This is a genomic window from Streptomyces sp. NPDC079141 (assembly GCF_040686775.1).
Classification (GTDB): domain Bacteria; phylum Actinomycetota; class Actinomycetes; order Streptomycetales; family Streptomycetaceae; genus Streptomyces.
The window spans coordinates 150,475-164,704 of record NZ_JBFBLP010000009.1 but is presented as its reverse complement, the minus strand read 5'-3'; the positions used below and the strand labels follow the sequence as shown (position 1 = coordinate 164,704).

The 14,230-nt window shown below is 71.7% G+C and carries 10 protein-coding genes and 2 pseudogenes; 7 read left to right on the top strand and 5 right to left on the bottom strand.

The features are described 5' to 3' along the window. Window positions 1–23: 23 nt before the first annotated feature. Both AB0Q90_RS24750 and AB0Q90_RS24745 read left to right on the top strand, forming a co-directional pair. A complete protein-coding gene (locus AB0Q90_RS24750) occupies window positions 24–1,061 on the top strand; it encodes a LacI family DNA-binding transcriptional regulator (RefSeq protein ID WP_363161548.1) in 1,038 nt (345 codons plus the stop codon). 26 nt (window positions 1,062–1,087) lie between these two features. Further along, a pseudogene (locus tag AB0Q90_RS24745) lies at window positions 1,088–1,405 on the top strand (hypothetical protein); the annotation flags it as partial. 98 nt (window positions 1,406–1,503) lie between these two features. Here AB0Q90_RS24745 and AB0Q90_RS24740 read toward each other — a convergent pair. Both AB0Q90_RS24740 and AB0Q90_RS24735 read right to left on the bottom strand, forming a co-directional pair. Next, window positions 1,504–2,139: a response regulator transcription factor gene (locus tag AB0Q90_RS24740; RefSeq protein WP_363161547.1), complete on the bottom strand. Its 636-nt coding sequence runs from the start codon at window positions 2,137–2,139 to the stop codon at window positions 1,504–1,506. Next, the gene (locus AB0Q90_RS24735) at window positions 2,136–3,362 is read right to left on the bottom strand and encodes a sensor histidine kinase (protein WP_363161546.1); all 1,227 of its coding nucleotides are present in this window, start codon (window positions 3,360–3,362) and stop codon (window positions 2,136–2,138) included. The genes AB0Q90_RS24740 and AB0Q90_RS24735 overlap by 4 nt, the downstream gene beginning before the upstream one ends. 171 nt (window positions 3,363–3,533) lie before the next feature. On the opposite strand from AB0Q90_RS24735, the gene AB0Q90_RS24730 reads away from it, so the two are divergent. Beyond that, the gene (locus AB0Q90_RS24730) at window positions 3,534–4,622 is read left to right on the top strand and encodes an ABC transporter permease (RefSeq protein WP_363161545.1); all 1,089 of its coding nucleotides are present in this window, start codon (window positions 3,534–3,536) and stop codon (window positions 4,620–4,622) included. Next, a complete protein-coding gene (locus AB0Q90_RS24725; RefSeq protein ID WP_363161674.1) occupies window positions 4,619–5,302 on the top strand; it encodes an ABC transporter ATP-binding protein in 684 nt (227 codons plus the stop codon). Before AB0Q90_RS24730 ends, AB0Q90_RS24725 begins: the two co-directional genes overlap by 4 nt. Window positions 5,303–5,466: 164 nt before the next feature. Here AB0Q90_RS24725 and AB0Q90_RS24720 read toward each other — a convergent pair. Further along, window positions 5,467–6,555 (bottom strand): annotated as a pseudogene (locus tag AB0Q90_RS24720) (alpha-L-rhamnosidase C-terminal domain-containing protein); the annotation flags it as partial. A 2,224-nt stretch (window positions 6,556–8,779) separates the two neighbouring features. Here AB0Q90_RS24720 and AB0Q90_RS24715 point away from each other — a divergent pair. Continuing rightward, window positions 8,780–9,685 (top strand): glycerophosphodiester phosphodiesterase family protein, encoded by a 906-nt coding sequence (locus AB0Q90_RS24715; RefSeq protein ID WP_363161544.1) that lies wholly within the window; start codon window positions 8,780–8,782, stop codon window positions 9,683–9,685. 122 nt (window positions 9,686–9,807) lie between these two features. Next, entirely contained in the window at window positions 9,808–10,461 is a 654-nt protein-coding gene (locus AB0Q90_RS24710) for a maleylpyruvate isomerase N-terminal domain-containing protein (RefSeq protein WP_363161543.1), read from the top strand. A gap of 33 nt (window positions 10,462–10,494) precedes the next feature. On the opposite strand, the gene AB0Q90_RS24705 is transcribed toward AB0Q90_RS24710, so the two are convergent. Beyond that, a complete protein-coding gene (locus AB0Q90_RS24705; RefSeq protein ID WP_363161542.1) occupies window positions 10,495–10,842 on the bottom strand; it encodes a VOC family protein in 348 nt (115 codons plus the stop codon). 201 nt (window positions 10,843–11,043) lie between these two features. Here AB0Q90_RS24705 and helR point away from each other — a divergent pair, with 201 nt between their 5' ends. Then, a complete protein-coding gene (gene helR / locus AB0Q90_RS24700; RefSeq protein ID WP_363161541.1) occupies window positions 11,044–13,197 on the top strand; it encodes an RNA polymerase recycling motor ATPase HelR in 2,154 nt (717 codons plus the stop codon). Between the two features lie 70 nt (window positions 13,198–13,267). On the opposite strand, the gene AB0Q90_RS24695 is transcribed toward helR, so the two are convergent. Further along, entirely contained in the window at window positions 13,268–14,206 is a 939-nt protein-coding gene (locus AB0Q90_RS24695) for a LysR family transcriptional regulator (RefSeq protein WP_363161540.1), read from the bottom strand. Between the last annotated feature and the right edge of the window lie 24 nt (window positions 14,207–14,230).

Below are 14,230 nucleotides of genomic sequence, written 5' to 3'. Positions count from 1 at the left end.
CCCACGGCGTCGGAGGAACTCGCATGGAACCGCCCGCAGCACCCCGCCGCGTCACCATCGTCGACGTGGCCCGGCACGCCCAGGTGTCCACCACCGCCGTGTCCAAGGTGCTGCGCAACGCCTACGGCGCCAGCCCCGAGATGCGCGCGAAGGTACGGCGCGCCATCGACGAACTGGGCTACCGGCCCCTCGCGGCCGCCAGGGGCCTGCGCGGGCGGACGTACACCATCGGCGTGATGCTGCCCGACATCCGCAACCCCTTCTTCCCGGAGATCCTCGACGGCATCACCGGCCGCCTCGCGGACACCGACTACCAGGTGCTGCTGGGGCCGGGCTGCAACGGGGAGAAGGAGGAGGCCCGGGTCACCGAGGCACTGATCGACCGGGGCATGGACGGACTCGTGCTGGTCGCGCCCGTCTCACCGCGCTCCCACCTCGACCGCGTGGCCTCGCTCGTACCGACGGTGGTCGTGGGCCGTCACGGCACCTCTCCCGCGTACGACACCGTGGCGGACGACGACATGACCGGGGCGTCCCTGGTCGTCCGACATCTCGCCGGCCTCGGGCACCGACGGATCGCCCACATCGAGCACCACGAGACCGACCCCACGCGCATCGCGGAGATGCCCAACGCACAACGTGCCGACGGCTATCGGGAGGCGATGCGGGATCTGGGCCTCGACGAGGAGATCGACGTCGTCTCCACCAGTTACACCCAGGACGGCGGGTACCGCGGCATGAAGGAGCTGCTGGCCCGCGCCGACCGGCCCACGGCCGTGTTCGCCGGGGCGGACATCGTCGCCATGGGGGTACTGGAGGCGATCGCCGAGGCCGGGCTCTCCGTGCCCGGCGACCTCTCGGTGGCCGGCTACGACAACACGACGTTCGCGGCGCTGGGTCCGATCTCCCTGACGAGCGTCGACCAGGCAGGCCGCGAGATGGGGCGGAACGCCGCCCGCCTTCTGCTGGAGCGGATCGAGGACCGCAACAAGCCGTCGGTCCAGGTCAAGCTGTCCCCCACGCTGGTGCCGCGGCGGACGACGGCTGGGCCGCCGGAATAGACCGGGGCGCCTGGTCTACCTCCGGCGAGGGCGGCTACCGCGAGTACGGCGTCGACGCCATCGGCATGCAGGAGGAGGACTACGACTCCCTCGGCGTGGTCACCCCGCACGCCTCGTTCCTCACCCGGGACTTCGGCGCCTACGACGACCGGTACGGCTTCCGCGACTCAGTGAACGTCACTACGGGCCGCGTCAGCGACTTCGTACTCACCCTCGACCAGGGCATGATCGCCGCCGCACTCGCCCGGCAACTGCGCCCCGGACTGCTCCAACGCCCCTTCCGTACGGGCGGTTTCGACGCCCGAGTACGACCGCTGCTGCGCAAGGAACGCGTCAGGATGTGACCACCTCGCCGCCGCGGAGGTGCCGCCGAGTCCGGACTCAAGTCAGGCCAGACACCTCCTGACCTGCCAGTCACTGCAGTCCTCCAGCGGCCACGACCTCAGCGGCGAATGAGCCCGAGGTCGATCGCCGTGGCCACCGCAGCCGTCCGGGAGTCGACGTCGAGCTTCGTGAAGATGCGGGCCAGGTGCGACTTCACGGTGCCCTCCGTGAGGTGGAGGCGTTGGCCGACGGCCTGGTTGGACAGACCCTCCGCGACCAGTCCGAGGACCTCGGTCTCGCGCCGGGTCAGGGTGGTGCCGGGTGTGCGCAGGCGGTTCATGAGCCGGTCGGCGACCGCGGGGGCCAGGGTGGTGCGGCCGGCCGCGGCGGTGCGCACGGCGGCGGCCAGGTCCTCGGGCGGGGCGTCCTTGAGGAGGTAGCCGGTGGCTCCGGCCTCGATGGCGGGCAGGGTGTCGGCGTCGGAGTCGTAGGTGGTGACGATGACGACGCGCGGTGCGCCCGGTCGTGCGGTGATCGCCGCGGTGGCCTCGGCGCCGTTCATGCCCCTGCCGAACTGAAGGTCCATCAGTACGACGTCGATGTCGCCCGCGGCGGCGCGCGTGACGGCCTCCTCGGCGGTGGCGGCCTCGGCCACCACGGCGAGGCCGGGCTCGGTCTCCAGGACGGCGCGCAGTCCGGCGCGGACCACGGGGTGGTCGTCGACCAGGAGGAGACGGATGGGGGCGTCGGTCACGGGCGGGCCTCGGGCTCGTTCTTGGTCTCGGCGGGTGGGGTGAGGGGCAGTCGGGCGGTCAGGGTCGTGCCGCGGCCGGGTGCGGAGTCCACGGTGAGGGTGCCGCCGAGCGCCTGGATACGGGCGCGCATGGCCGCCAGGCCGAAGCCGCCGTTTTCGGGGTCGGGGGCGGGCAGCTGGTCGGGGGCGAAGCCGGTGCCGTCGTCCACGACGTCCAGGACGGCGTGGTCGCCGAGGTAGCCGAGGGTGATCTCGGCCGTGGTGGCGTGGGCGTGGCGGACGGTGTTGGCGAGCGCGGACTGGGCGATGCGCAGCAGGGCGACCTCGTGCGCGGTGGGCAGCGGGGCCGGGTCGCCGGTGAGGTGGAAGCGTGCGGTGAGCCGGTGCCGGGCGCTGGTGGTGGCGCACAGGCGTGCCAGCGCGTCCGGCAGGGTGGTGCCGTCCAGGGCGGGCGGGGTGAGGGCGGCGACGAAGCGGCGGGCCTCGGCGAGATCGTCCGCGGCGGCCTGGCGGGCCTGTACGACATGGCGGGCGGCGACGTCGGGCCGGTCGGGCAGGGCGCGTTCGGCTGCGCGCAGCAGCAACTGGATGCTGGACAGTCCCTGGGCGAGGGTGTCGTGGATCTCGCGGGCCAGACGCTCGCGTTCGGCCAGCACTCCGGCGGTGTGCTGCGCCTGGGCGAGGTCGGCGCGGGTGGTGGTGAGCTCCTCGATCAGGCGCCTGCGGTGTTCGCTCTCCCGGTACAGCGCCTGGTATCCCCACACCACCGCGACCGCGACGGCGGCGCCGAGCGCGGGGCCGATGGCCATGGCCGGGCTGAAGGAGCCCTCATGGGCGGCATAGGCGGTGATCGCGGCGAGCGCCGTCGCAGCCACGGCGGGCAGGGCGGCCCGGCGCGGCAGCAGATGGAGCTGGAGGAAGTACAGCGGGAAGGCCAGCCACACCCCGTCGGCGGTCAGGGCGAGCAGCACCAGCCATACGGCCCCGACGGCGGCCAGCCACCAGGCCGCGGCGGGCCGGGAGCGGCGGATCGGGGGCAGCAGCGGGCCGGCCGCGTACGTCAGCGCGCATACGGCCGCCACGGCGACGATCAGTGCGGTGTGCGGTCGGCTGTCCGCCACCGCCCGGCCCGCGGCCAGGGCGAGCAGGGCGACGATCAGCAGGTGCAGGCACCAGGTCAGGGCCCGGCTGGTCGGGGTCAGGGCGGGAGCGGCGGTGTTCACAGTCCTTCCACTCTAAGGAGGCGAAGCCGCTTCGGGCCTCCATCGAAAGTTGCAACCCGTGTGGCGCCTTCCGTTCCGCGAAGTGACGTCCCTTGCCGGATGCCCGCGCACGGGGCCGGCGGCGACGGTTGAGGCCTACCGCTTCCACCGCCGGAAAGGGCAGCCAACGCCGTGTTCGTCGCCTGGAGAGATCTCCGGTTCGCCAAGGGGCGCTTCGCCCTGATGGGAACCGTCATCGTGCTGATCACCCTGCTGGTCGGCCTGCTGTCCGGGCTCACCGCGGGGCTGCAACGGCAGAACATCTCCGCGATCACCGGCCTGCCCGCCGACCGGATCGCCTTCGGCGCGCCCGGCGAGGGGCAGGACCTGTCGTTCGCCGACTCCACGGTCACCGAACAGCAGTGGCGGCGGTGGGCCGCGACACCCGGCGTCACCGGCGCCGAGCCCCTGGGCATCACGACCACCAGGGCCACCGCCGGTGCCACGAGCGCCGGGGTCTCGGTCTTCGGCGTCCGGCCCGGTTCGAGCCTCACCCCGGACGGCGGCGGGCTCGACGGGCCGTCGGTGATCGTGTCCCGTACGGCCGCCGACGCCCTCGGAGTGCGCTCCGGCGACACGGTAGGCCTGGCCGGACAGGAGCTGACGGTCGTCGCCGTGGCCGGCGACGCCTCCTTCAGCCACACCCCGGTCGTCTGGACGAGCCTCGACGTCTGGCGGCGGGCCGCGCCGGCCACGGGCGACGGCGACCGACCGGCCGCGACCGTGATCGCCCTGGACACCGCGCCCGGCGCCGATGTGCGGGCCGCCGACGCGGCCGCGGGCACCCGGACGGTCGTCAAGGAGGACTCGCTGTCGGCGATCGGCTCCTACACCTCCGAGAACGGCTCGCTCCAGTTGATGCGCGGTTTCCTGTTCGCCATCTCCGCGCTGGTCATCGGCGCCTTCTTCACCGTCTGGACGATCCAGCGCAGCGGCGACGTCGCCGTCCTGAAGGCCCTCGGCGCCCCCACCTCCCATCTGCTCAAGGACGCCCTGGGCCAGGCCGTGGTCCTGCTCGTCGGCGGCACTCTTCTCGGCACCGCCATCGCCGTCGCCGTGGGTGCCCTGGTCGCCGGCTCGGCCGTCCCCTTCGTCCTCACGGCGGCGACCGTCCTCGTACCGGCCGCCGTGATGATCCTGCTCGGCGCGCTCGGGGCTGCCCTGTCCATCCGCCGCATCACCTCCGTCGACCCGCTGACCGCCCTGGGGAGCGCCCGATGAGCCTGCACCTGTGCGACGTCACCCTCACCTACCCCGACGGCGACACCCGGCTGACCGCTCTGGACCGCGTCACCCTGGACGTGCCCGCGGGCAGTCTGACGGCCGTGGTCGGCCCCTCGGGCTCCGGCAAGTCCAGCCTGCTGGCCGTGGCCGCGACGCTGATCGCCCCCGACTCCGGCACGGTCACCGTCGGCGGCACCACCACCGCCGGACTGACCCGCGGCCGCCTCACCGATCTGCGCCGCCGCACGATCGGCATCGTCTTCCAGCAGCCCAACCTGCTGCCCTCACTCACCGCCGTCGAACAGCTCCAGGTCATGGCCCGGATCGACGGCCGGTCCCCGGCCAGGGCCCGCGGCCGGGCCATGGAACTGCTGGACGCCGTCGGCCTGGCACCCCAGGCAGGACGACGCCCCCACCAGCTCTCCGGCGGCCAGCGCCAGCGCGTCAACATCGCCCGCGCCCTGATGAACGACCCCACGGTCCTGCTGGTCGACGAGCCCACCAGCGCCCTCGACCACGAACGCGGGGCCGCCGTCATCGAGTTGATCACCCGGCTCACCCACCAGCGGGCCACCGCAACCGTGTTGGTCACCCACGACCGCACCCACCTCACCGCGGCGGACCGGATCGCGGAGGTCCACGACGGCCGACTGCACCAGCCCACTTCGGCCTGCTGAGCATGCGGATGCCGCGCCGGGCCCAACATCCCGCTCCGGCACGGCAGTTCACGCGCGTTGAAGCGGTACGCACCCGCCCGGGCCGGGTAGACCCGGTAGGCCGCGCCCCCGGCCGTGGCGTTACGGAGGAAGGTGACCCCTTGTGGCGCGGTGACGGGACGGTCCTGTGTGGGAACCCAGATCTCGGCCTCGGTGTTGTACGGGACGGTGACCGCCAGCTCGATCCGGCCGTCCGCGCGGCGCCACCACTCGCTGGACACCGTGCCGCGCACGGTGTCGATCGAGGCGCTGACGTGATCGAGGGTCGCGGGGTCCAGGTCCGTGTCCTGCGTGTCCTTGGGTACGCGGCTGTTGACGGCGACCGTGGGGATGTACGGGCGGATGCGCAGCGTCTCGTAGGCGGTCGAGGTCGGTCCGATGCCGGCCAGGGACTGGTAGAACCAGGTGGCCACGTTGGAGCGGTAGTGGTGGTTGACGGAGAGGCGGTCGGTCCACTGCTCCCACAGCGAGGTGGCGCCCTTGGCGATCTGGTGGACATAGCCGGGCATGCCGGTCTGGGTGACGGCCTGCAACGCCACGTCCGTGTACCCGTACTCACTCAGGATGTTGAACTCGTAGCGCGAGCCGTACATGTCGTTCTGGATGTGCTGGTCCGCGGCCACGATCCGGTCGGCGAGGAGCTTGGCGAGGGCCTTCTCGTTCTGCGCGAGCGTCTTCGTGCCGGCCAGGTGGCGGGGGTCGTCGGGGCTCAGGTCCGAGCCGGGCACGAGGTCGAAGGCGAGGGCCATGGCGTTCTCGCCGGAGATGCTGCCCTGGGTGAAGCAGCCCCTCGAAGCGTCCCAGTAGTGCGCGATGAACGCCCGGCGCAGGGTGCGCGCCAACCGCCCGTAGTGGGTGGCGCGTTCGGTGCGGCCGAGGATGCGGCCCACCTTGTCCATGTAGTCGCAGAAGTGGATGTAGAAGGCAAGGCTGATGACGGCGTTGCTGCCGGGGTCCTCGGCACCGGAGTAGGCGCCGAGGGAGGCCTCGAACCGGTAGCCGTTCTCGGCGGTGAACAGCGTCTCGTAGTACGTCAGGAGTGTGTCCTGGTGGTCGTACAGCGGGGCGAACAGGCTGCTGTTGCCGTAGTAGCGGTGCAGCTCCCACGGGATGACGAAGTACGCCGAGTCCCAGGCCGGCACCGCCTTCCATGCGGCGTTCCAGCCGGGTGTGCGGTCGTAGCCGTAGCCGCCCTTGGCGACGGGGACGATCATGGGCAGTTGGCCGGTTCTCCTTGTACATCGGCAGCACGACATCGAGCTGCGCGGCGCACTCCAGGCCCTCCCACCGCTCCACCGTGTTCGGCGGATTCCCCATCCGTTCCCTCCCGTCTACTGCCACCAGCCGCAACCGACGCTGGCTAGAGCGTGCTCGTCCCAACAGGAATGGACCTGCGAGACCGCTCGCCGATGCTGACGCCACCCTTCGAGGTGACGAGGCGAGGGACAGCCCTGCGGCTGCCGATGCCCCCGCCGCCAGTCTTCGCGGTGGCGGGGCGGCCGACGGTCCTGCGGGTGCCGGCGCCCGTGGTGACCTTCGCGGTCACGGGGTGACGGACCGTCCTGCGAGTGCCGACGCTCGGGCCACTGCCCTTCGCGGTCGCGGGGTAGCGGACAGCCCGGCGGCCGCCGACGCCGGAACCAACCTTCAACGTTGCGGGACGGCGGACAATCCTGCGGGAGCCGATGCCCCCACTGCCGCTTTTCGCGGTGGCGGGGTAGCAGACAATCCTGCGGCTACCGATGCCAGGCGTGCTCTTCGCAGTAGCGGGGTGGCGCACGGGCTGGCGGCTGTCGACGCCGGAACCGCCTTTCAAAGTGACAGCGCGGCCGCTGACGCCCGGGGTGCCCTTCAACGTGGCCGGGACGCGGACAACCCTGCGGCCACCGACGCCAATACCGCCACCCTTCAGCGTGGCGGGGTTGCGGACAGCCCTGCGGCTGCCGACACCCGGGATGCCCTTCAACGTGGCGGGACGGTGGACAGGCTTACGGGTACCGACGCCCGGATGGCCCTCCGCGGTGGCGGGGCGGTGGACGGTCCTGCGGGTACCGACGCCAGGGTGGCCGCCCTTGAATGTGGCCGGACGCCGGACAACCCTGCGGGTGCCGACGCTCGGGCCACTGGCCTTCAACGTGGCGGGGCGGCGGACGGGCCTGCGACTGCCGACGCCGGGGGTGATCTTCGTGGTGGCGTGGTGGCGGACGGCCCGGCGGCCACCGATACCCGAACCGGCCTTCAGCGTGGCCGGGTGGCGGACAATCCTGCGGTTACCGGCGCCTGGGGTGCCCTTCGCGGTCGCCGGGTGACGGACAGGCCTGCGGGTACCGAGGCCAGGGGAGCCGCCCTTCAGCTTGGCGGGGTGGCGGACAGGCTTGCGGGTACCGATGCTCGGGCCGCTGCCCTTCAACGTGGCGGGGCAGTGGACAGTCCTGCGGCTACCGGTGCTTGGGCCGCCCTTCAACGTGGCGGGGCGGTGGGTAGTCCTGCGGGTACCGGTGGTTGGGCCGCTCTTCAAAGTAGCGGGGCGGAGAGCAAGCGTTCCCTGGGCAAGGGCGGGGGCCTCAGAGTCCATAAGGGCGAGCATGTGTCCGGTCCTTTCGGCGTCGAGGCGGGCTCCGGTCCTGATGCGCACGCGGCCGGCGACGGGCAGACCGGGCTGCCTCCCCGGAACAGCTGGGACGGTGACGCACCTCGGGCGATCCGTTGTCTCGTTCCGTGCGTCGCGTCTCACGGCGACGGGTCACCTATCGTCTGGTGCTGCCACGCGGCCGGAAACCTCAACAGTTATAGGGTGCCGGGCGTTGATCGGCTGCAGGCCGAGGGGATACAGGATCGCCAAGGAGGGCGTCGCTCGGCTGCTCTACTCAAGTTCGGGGATGTGACCGTGTGTTACTCACTCGTCGTCGGCGGGGTCGGCTGCCTGGGATTCTGGAGCGAAGGTGATGTAGAGCGCCGTGATGGTGGGCAGGGGGATCCAGGCGTCGTGGTTGTCGAGGAAGCAGCGCCAGTCTCCGTGGGAGTCAGGCCCTGTGAGTAGTGGGTCTGGATCCTTCGTTAGTTGTCCTCGGTCATGAAGGCCCGCGCTGGGGGCTGTGCATCGGGGAAACGCGGGCTGAGGATCCTTCTGAGGCCCCAGAGCGGTATCTGCCACTTGTCGGCGATCTGCCGGTTGACAGACGATCTACTCTGCGAACTGCTGCCCATGACCAGTGTGAGCACCCTCAACGGCTGTCACACCAGCCCTTTGACCTGCGACTTCAAGTTGGCGGAGGCTCACTGAGCCAACTCCGCGCGATCCCCCTCCTTCGCTTCGGGACAGTTGAACCACTTGCCGTCCGTGCAGGGTTCACCGCGCCTCTACTTGCCTTCTTGTTACACGTACTTGGGGCGGCGAGGCTGGGGCACGTCGGTTTCCCCGCACGGAAAAGAGGACGCATGTCCCGCCGTACGCTTCTGTCCGCCGCCGTCGGCCCCCTCGCAGCTCTCACCCTGCTGTCGCTGGGCGTCGCCCCGCACGCCGTCGCCGACTCCACCGTCCGGTCCGAGGACGCGACGGCCGTCGCCGTCATCGCGCACCGGGGTGCCTCGGCGGCCGCCCCGGAGAACACCCTTGAGGCAGTCGACACGGCGCACGACATGGGCGTGCGCTGGGTGGAGAACGACGTGCAGCGCACCAAGGACGGCGAGCTGGTCGTCCTGCACGACACGAACCTGGCCCGCACCACCGACGTCGAGCAGGTCTTCCCCGACCGCGCCCCCTGGAACCTGCGCGACTTCACGCTGGCCGAGATAGAGAAGCTCGACGCGGGCAGCTGGAAGGGTGCGCAGTGGACCGGCGCGCGCGTGCCGACGCTGGAGCAGTACATGAACCGCGTCGAGGACAACCACCAGGCGCTCGTCCTTGAGATCAAGGCGCCCGAGCTCTACCCCGGTATCGAGAAGGAGGTCCTGCGCGAGCTGAAGGCCCTCGGTTGGCTCGACAGCGGCCATGTCAGGGCCAAGCTCGTCATCCAGAGCTTCAGCGCGGACTGCATCCGCACCGTGCACGAGTTGCGCCCGGACGTAAAGACCGGCTTCCTCGGCAAGCCGGCCGTCGCGGACCTCCCCAAGTACACGCCCTTCGCCGACCAGATCAACACCTGGGCCGCCGACGCCGCCTACTACGACGCCGTCCACGCCCTCACCGGCCCGCACCGCCGGCCCCTGCAGAACTACACCTGGACCATCGACGACCCGGCCCAGGCCGTGTCCCTCGCCAAGGCCGGTGCCGACGGCATCATCACCAACCGCCCCGACGCCGTCACCGAGGCGCTGGAAGAGGCCGGTTACGTCGTGCCGTAACGCGTGGAGAAGTTGTTGAGGTCCGGCCGGCGGGGCGACGCTCCGGCCGGACTTCGCCGTCGGGCGGGCCGTACGGCCCCATGCGCTTGTCCTGCCCTCCGGTACCGCAATACCGTGCGGCGGTGGATCTCTTCTCCCGTTCCTGGACGGCGTTGCGCGCGGCTGTCGCCGATATCGCGGACGAGGACTTCGAGCAGCCGTCGGGCTGTGCGGGCTGGCTCGTGCGGGACCTGGTGTGCCACCTGGTCATCGGCGCCCAGGACGTGCTGATCACCCTGGTCACGCCCGCGGGGACGGAGCCGACCGTGGACGCGGTCACCTACTGGCGGCCCACCGACTCGGCTGCCGAGGAGGGTCCGCCCGAGGCGTTGGTCCCGCGGCTCGCCGCGGCCTACGGCGAGCCGCGGTGGCTCAAGTTCCACTTCGACGACGTCGGTTCCGCCGCGGGCCGCGCCGCCGAACTCGCCGACCCCGCCGCCCGCGTGAGCACGCAGGGCGAGGTGATGACCGTCGGCGACTTCCTGTCCGCGTACGTACTCGAATGGACCTTGCACCACCTCGACCTGATCGCCCATCTGCCGTCGGCCGCCGATCCGCCCGACGAGACCCTCGCGGCGACCCGCATCCTGCTGGAGAAGATCGCCGGGACCTCGTTCCCCGCCTCCCTGTCCGACAAGGAGGCGCTGCTGATCGCCACGGGGCGGCGCACACCGACCGACGCGGAGAGGGCCGCGCTGGGCGGGGCCGCCGCGAGGCTTCCGCTGGCTCTGGGGTGAGGGGCCGACGCCGGGGCGTTGAGGTGAACGGCGTCAGCGGTGGCTGAGCACGTTCACGACGCGGCCGTTCGGGTCGCGGACGAAGAACCGCCGTACTCCCCACTCCTCGTCCTGCAGAGGGTGGACGATTTCCGCGCCGCTGTCGCGCACAGCCGTATAGACGGCATCGACGTCGTCGACCTCGACGCTCATGTCGGGGGTGACCGGGGCGGTCTTGTCACCGGTCATGATGCTGACCTGCGCGGCCGGGGTGGTCGGCGAGGCAAGGGTCATGATCCAGCCGAGGTTCATCACCTCCTCGAAGCCGAGCAGGCCGTAGAACTCCCGGTTCTCCTGCGCGGCCTCCGACTGGATGATGGGCATGACACGGCGAACGGCCATTGACGCCTCCGGATGAGATCGGGTCCTGGCAACAGGACGTACCCCCGCACCACCCGAGTCGGCGCAAAAGGAAAGGCAAGGAGGTCGTCCACTCCTTGCCACTCTTAACTTATAGCGCACTGGGGGGCTTGCGGCAAGGCCCCCGTCCTCCCGCAGAATCACTCCCCTGACCCCGGAATCTGCGAAATGGATGTCACCGACTTGAGTCTCCTGACCACCAGCGCGTTCGACCTTCCCGACCGTCTCTCCCCCAAGGCCGACCCGGCGCTGATCGCCGCCGACGAGCGGCACTTCGCGGCCATCGCGGAGAGCCTGGACCAGGCGATCGCTGAACTCTCCGACAGTCTGGACGACTTGCGCAGGGCGCCGGGCGGACTGGGCCGGGAGGCGATGGACCGGGACGTGGAGATCCACCGGCTGACCGGGCGCCTGCGCGCCCTGCGCCGCTTCGGCCTGGACCTGTGCCTGGGGCACATCGTCAGCGCGGACGACCCCGAGCCCGTGTACATCGGACGACTCGGCCTCACCGACAGCGAGGGCCGTCGGCTGCTGCTCGACTGGCGCTCCCCCGCCGCCGAGCCGTTCTTCGCGGCCACGCACGCCAACCCGATGGGTCTGGCGAGCCGCCGCAGGTATCGCTGGACGCGCGGCCGGATCGGCGACTACTGGGACGAGGTGTTCACCACCAACGGTCTCGAAGGGCACGCCGCGCTCGACGACCAGTCCGCCTTCATCGCCAGCCTGGGCAGCACCCGCTCGTCCCGGATGCGCGATGTGCTCGCCACCATCCAGGCCGACCAGGACGCCATCATCCGCGCGGGTTCGCGCGGCGCGCTCGTCGTCGACGGTGGTCCCGGCACGGGCAAGACCGTCGTCGCGCTGCACCGCACCGCTCATCTGCTCTACTCCGACCCGCGCCTCGGCCACCGGCGCGGCGGCGTGCTGTTCGTCGGCCCGCACCAGCCCTACCTGGCCTACGTCGCCGATGTGCTGCCCAGCCTGGGCGAGGAGGGCGTACAGACCTGCACCGTGCGGGACCTCGTCGCCGAGGGAGCCACGGCGGCGGCCGAGACCGACCCGCAGGTGGCCCGGCTGAAGTCGTCCGCGGACATGGTGAAGGCGATCGAGAAGGCCGTCCGGTTCTACGAGGAGCCGCCCACCGCGGGAATGACGGTCTCGACCGACTGGGCCGACGTCCGGCTGACCGCCACCGACTGGGCCGAGGCGTTCGACGCACCCGGGCCGAGCACCCCGCACAACGAAGCGCGCGACCTGATCTGGGACGAGCTGGTCGCGATCCTCATGGACAAGCACGGCGGCGACATACCGGCCGACGCGTTCCGCAGGTCACTGCAGAACGACAAGGAACTGGTCGACACCCTCAACAGCGCGTGGCCGCTGCTGGAGGCGGCCGACCTGGTCTCCGACCTGTGGTCGGTGCCCGCCTACCTGCGGATGTGTGCTCCCTGGCTGAGCCGCGAGGAGGTGCGCGCGCTCCAGCGCGAGAACGCCCAGGCGTGGACGGTGTCCGACCTGCCGCTGCTGGACGCGGCACGGCAGCGGCTCGGTGACCCCAAGGCGGCGGTGCGCAAGCGTCGGCAGCAGGCCGCCATGGCCGCCGAACGTGCGCGCATGTCCGACGTCATCGCCAACGTGATCGCGGCCGACGACGACGGCGAAGGCGCGGTGACGATGCTGCGCGGACAGGACCTTCAGGACAGCCTGGTCGACGAGTCCGTGCTGCCCGGCACCGAACCGGACCTGCTGGCCGGGCCGTTCGCGCACATCGTCGTGGACGAGGCGCAGGAACTCACCGACGCGGAGTGGCAGATGCTGCTGCTGCGCTGCCCGTCGCGGAGCTTCACGATCGTCGGGGACCGCGCCCAGACCCGGCACGGGTTCACCGAGTCGTGGCAGGAGCGGCTCGCGCGGGTCGGGCTCGACCGGATCGAGGTGGCCTCCCTGAGCATCAACTACCGGACACCGGAAGAGGTCATGGCGGTGGCCGAGCCGGCCATCCGGGCCGCGCTCCCGGACGCCAATGTGCCGACGTCCGTGCGCAGCAGCGGCATCCCTGTCGTGCACGGGTCCGTCTCCGATCTGGACTCGGTCCTCGACACCTGGCTCGCCGCCAACGACGACGGCGTCGCGTGCGTCATCGGTGACCCCACGTTCCCGGCGACGTCCCGGGTGCGCTCGCTGAGCCCGGGGCTGTCGAAGGGGCTGGAGTTCGACCTGGTCGTCCTCGTCGACCCGGAGGAGTTCGGCGAGGGGGTCGGGGGCGCGGTCGACCGCTATGTCGCGATGACGCGGGCGACGCAGCAGCTCGTGATCCTCACGTCCGCCTCGGGCTGAGCCGTCCTCCTGCCACCGCGCACGGCAGGGACCGTCGGCTGAGGAAGTCCCGGAGTTCGGCGCCGCAGCGTCAGGGAGCTGACTCACTGGGTGGCGTGTCGGCGTCGAGGGCCGCCGCGCGCAGGGCGGCTGCCACCCGGGTGGCCGGCTCGGTCGGCGGGTGCGGGAGGCGCGCCAGGAGCAGACGTCGCTGCTCCTGGGGGCCGCCGCGCACGGGCAGGACGCGGACGCCCGGTGGCGCGGCGGGGGTGAGCGAGGCGGGCACCGTGGTCAGGCCGCAGCCGGCGGCGACGAGGTGGAGCTTGGCCAGCCAGTCGCGGGCGGTGTGGGCGATCTCGGGCCGCTCGTCCAGGCCGGGCCATACGCCCATCAGCCGGTCCTCGCCGGACGTGGTGCCGGCGATCCAGCGCTGCCCGCGCAGGTCGGCGACGTCGACGAAGTCGCCGCGGGCCAGCGGGTGGCCGACCGGCACCGCGAGGCGCAGGGCGCGTTCGCCGAGGGTGTGCAGTTCCAGCGGGGGCGACTCGGCGTCCGGCGGGCGGAACGGCGGGGCCGACGCGAGCAGGGCGAGGTCCAGGCTGCCGGCGCGCAGGGCGCGCACCAGGGCCGGGGTGCTGCCTTCGCGTCCGACGACGTTCAGGTCCGGGTCGGTGCGGCGCAGCGCGGCCAGGGCCCTGGGCAGCAGGACGGCGCCGGCGCTGGGGAACCAGCCCAGGCGGACCGTGCCGGACTGCCCGGGCAGTCCGGACAGTTCGCGCGCGGTCGCCTCGATCTCGTCGAGGACGACCGTCGCGCGACGCATGACGACACGGCCGGCCGCGGTGAGCCGTACGCCGTCGCGCCGCCGCTCCAACAGCTCCGCACCCGCGGCCCGTTCGATCGCGGCGATCTGGCGGGAGACCGCCGACTGGGTGTAGCCCAGCGAGGCGGCGGCCGCGGTGAAGGTGCCCTGTTCGGCGACGGCGCGGAAGACGCGCAGTGCGGTCAGCGAGACATCCGTGAAGTCCATGACGTTTACGCATAGCAGACGTGC

What these genes read in the sequence shown, in the direction of transcription:
- AB0Q90_RS24750 (WP_363161548.1), top strand. Translation starts at nt 24, where the DNA reads ATGGAACCGCCCGCAGCACCCCGCCGCGTCACCATCGTCGACGTGGCC.
- AB0Q90_RS24725 (WP_363161674.1), top strand. Translation starts at nt 4,619, where the DNA reads ATGAGCCTGCACCTGTGCGACGTCACCCTCACCTACCCCGACGGCGAC.
- AB0Q90_RS24715 (WP_363161544.1), top strand. Translation starts at nt 8,780, where the DNA reads ATGTCCCGCCGTACGCTTCTGTCCGCCGCCGTCGGCCCCCTCGCAGCT.
- AB0Q90_RS24705 (WP_363161542.1), bottom strand. Translation starts at nt 10,842, where the DNA reads ATGGCCGTTCGCCGTGTCATGCCCATCATCCAGTCGGAGGCCGCGCAG.
- AB0Q90_RS24695 (WP_363161540.1), bottom strand. Translation starts at nt 14,206, where the DNA reads ATGGACTTCACGGATGTCTCGCTGACCGCACTGCGCGTCTTCCGCGCC.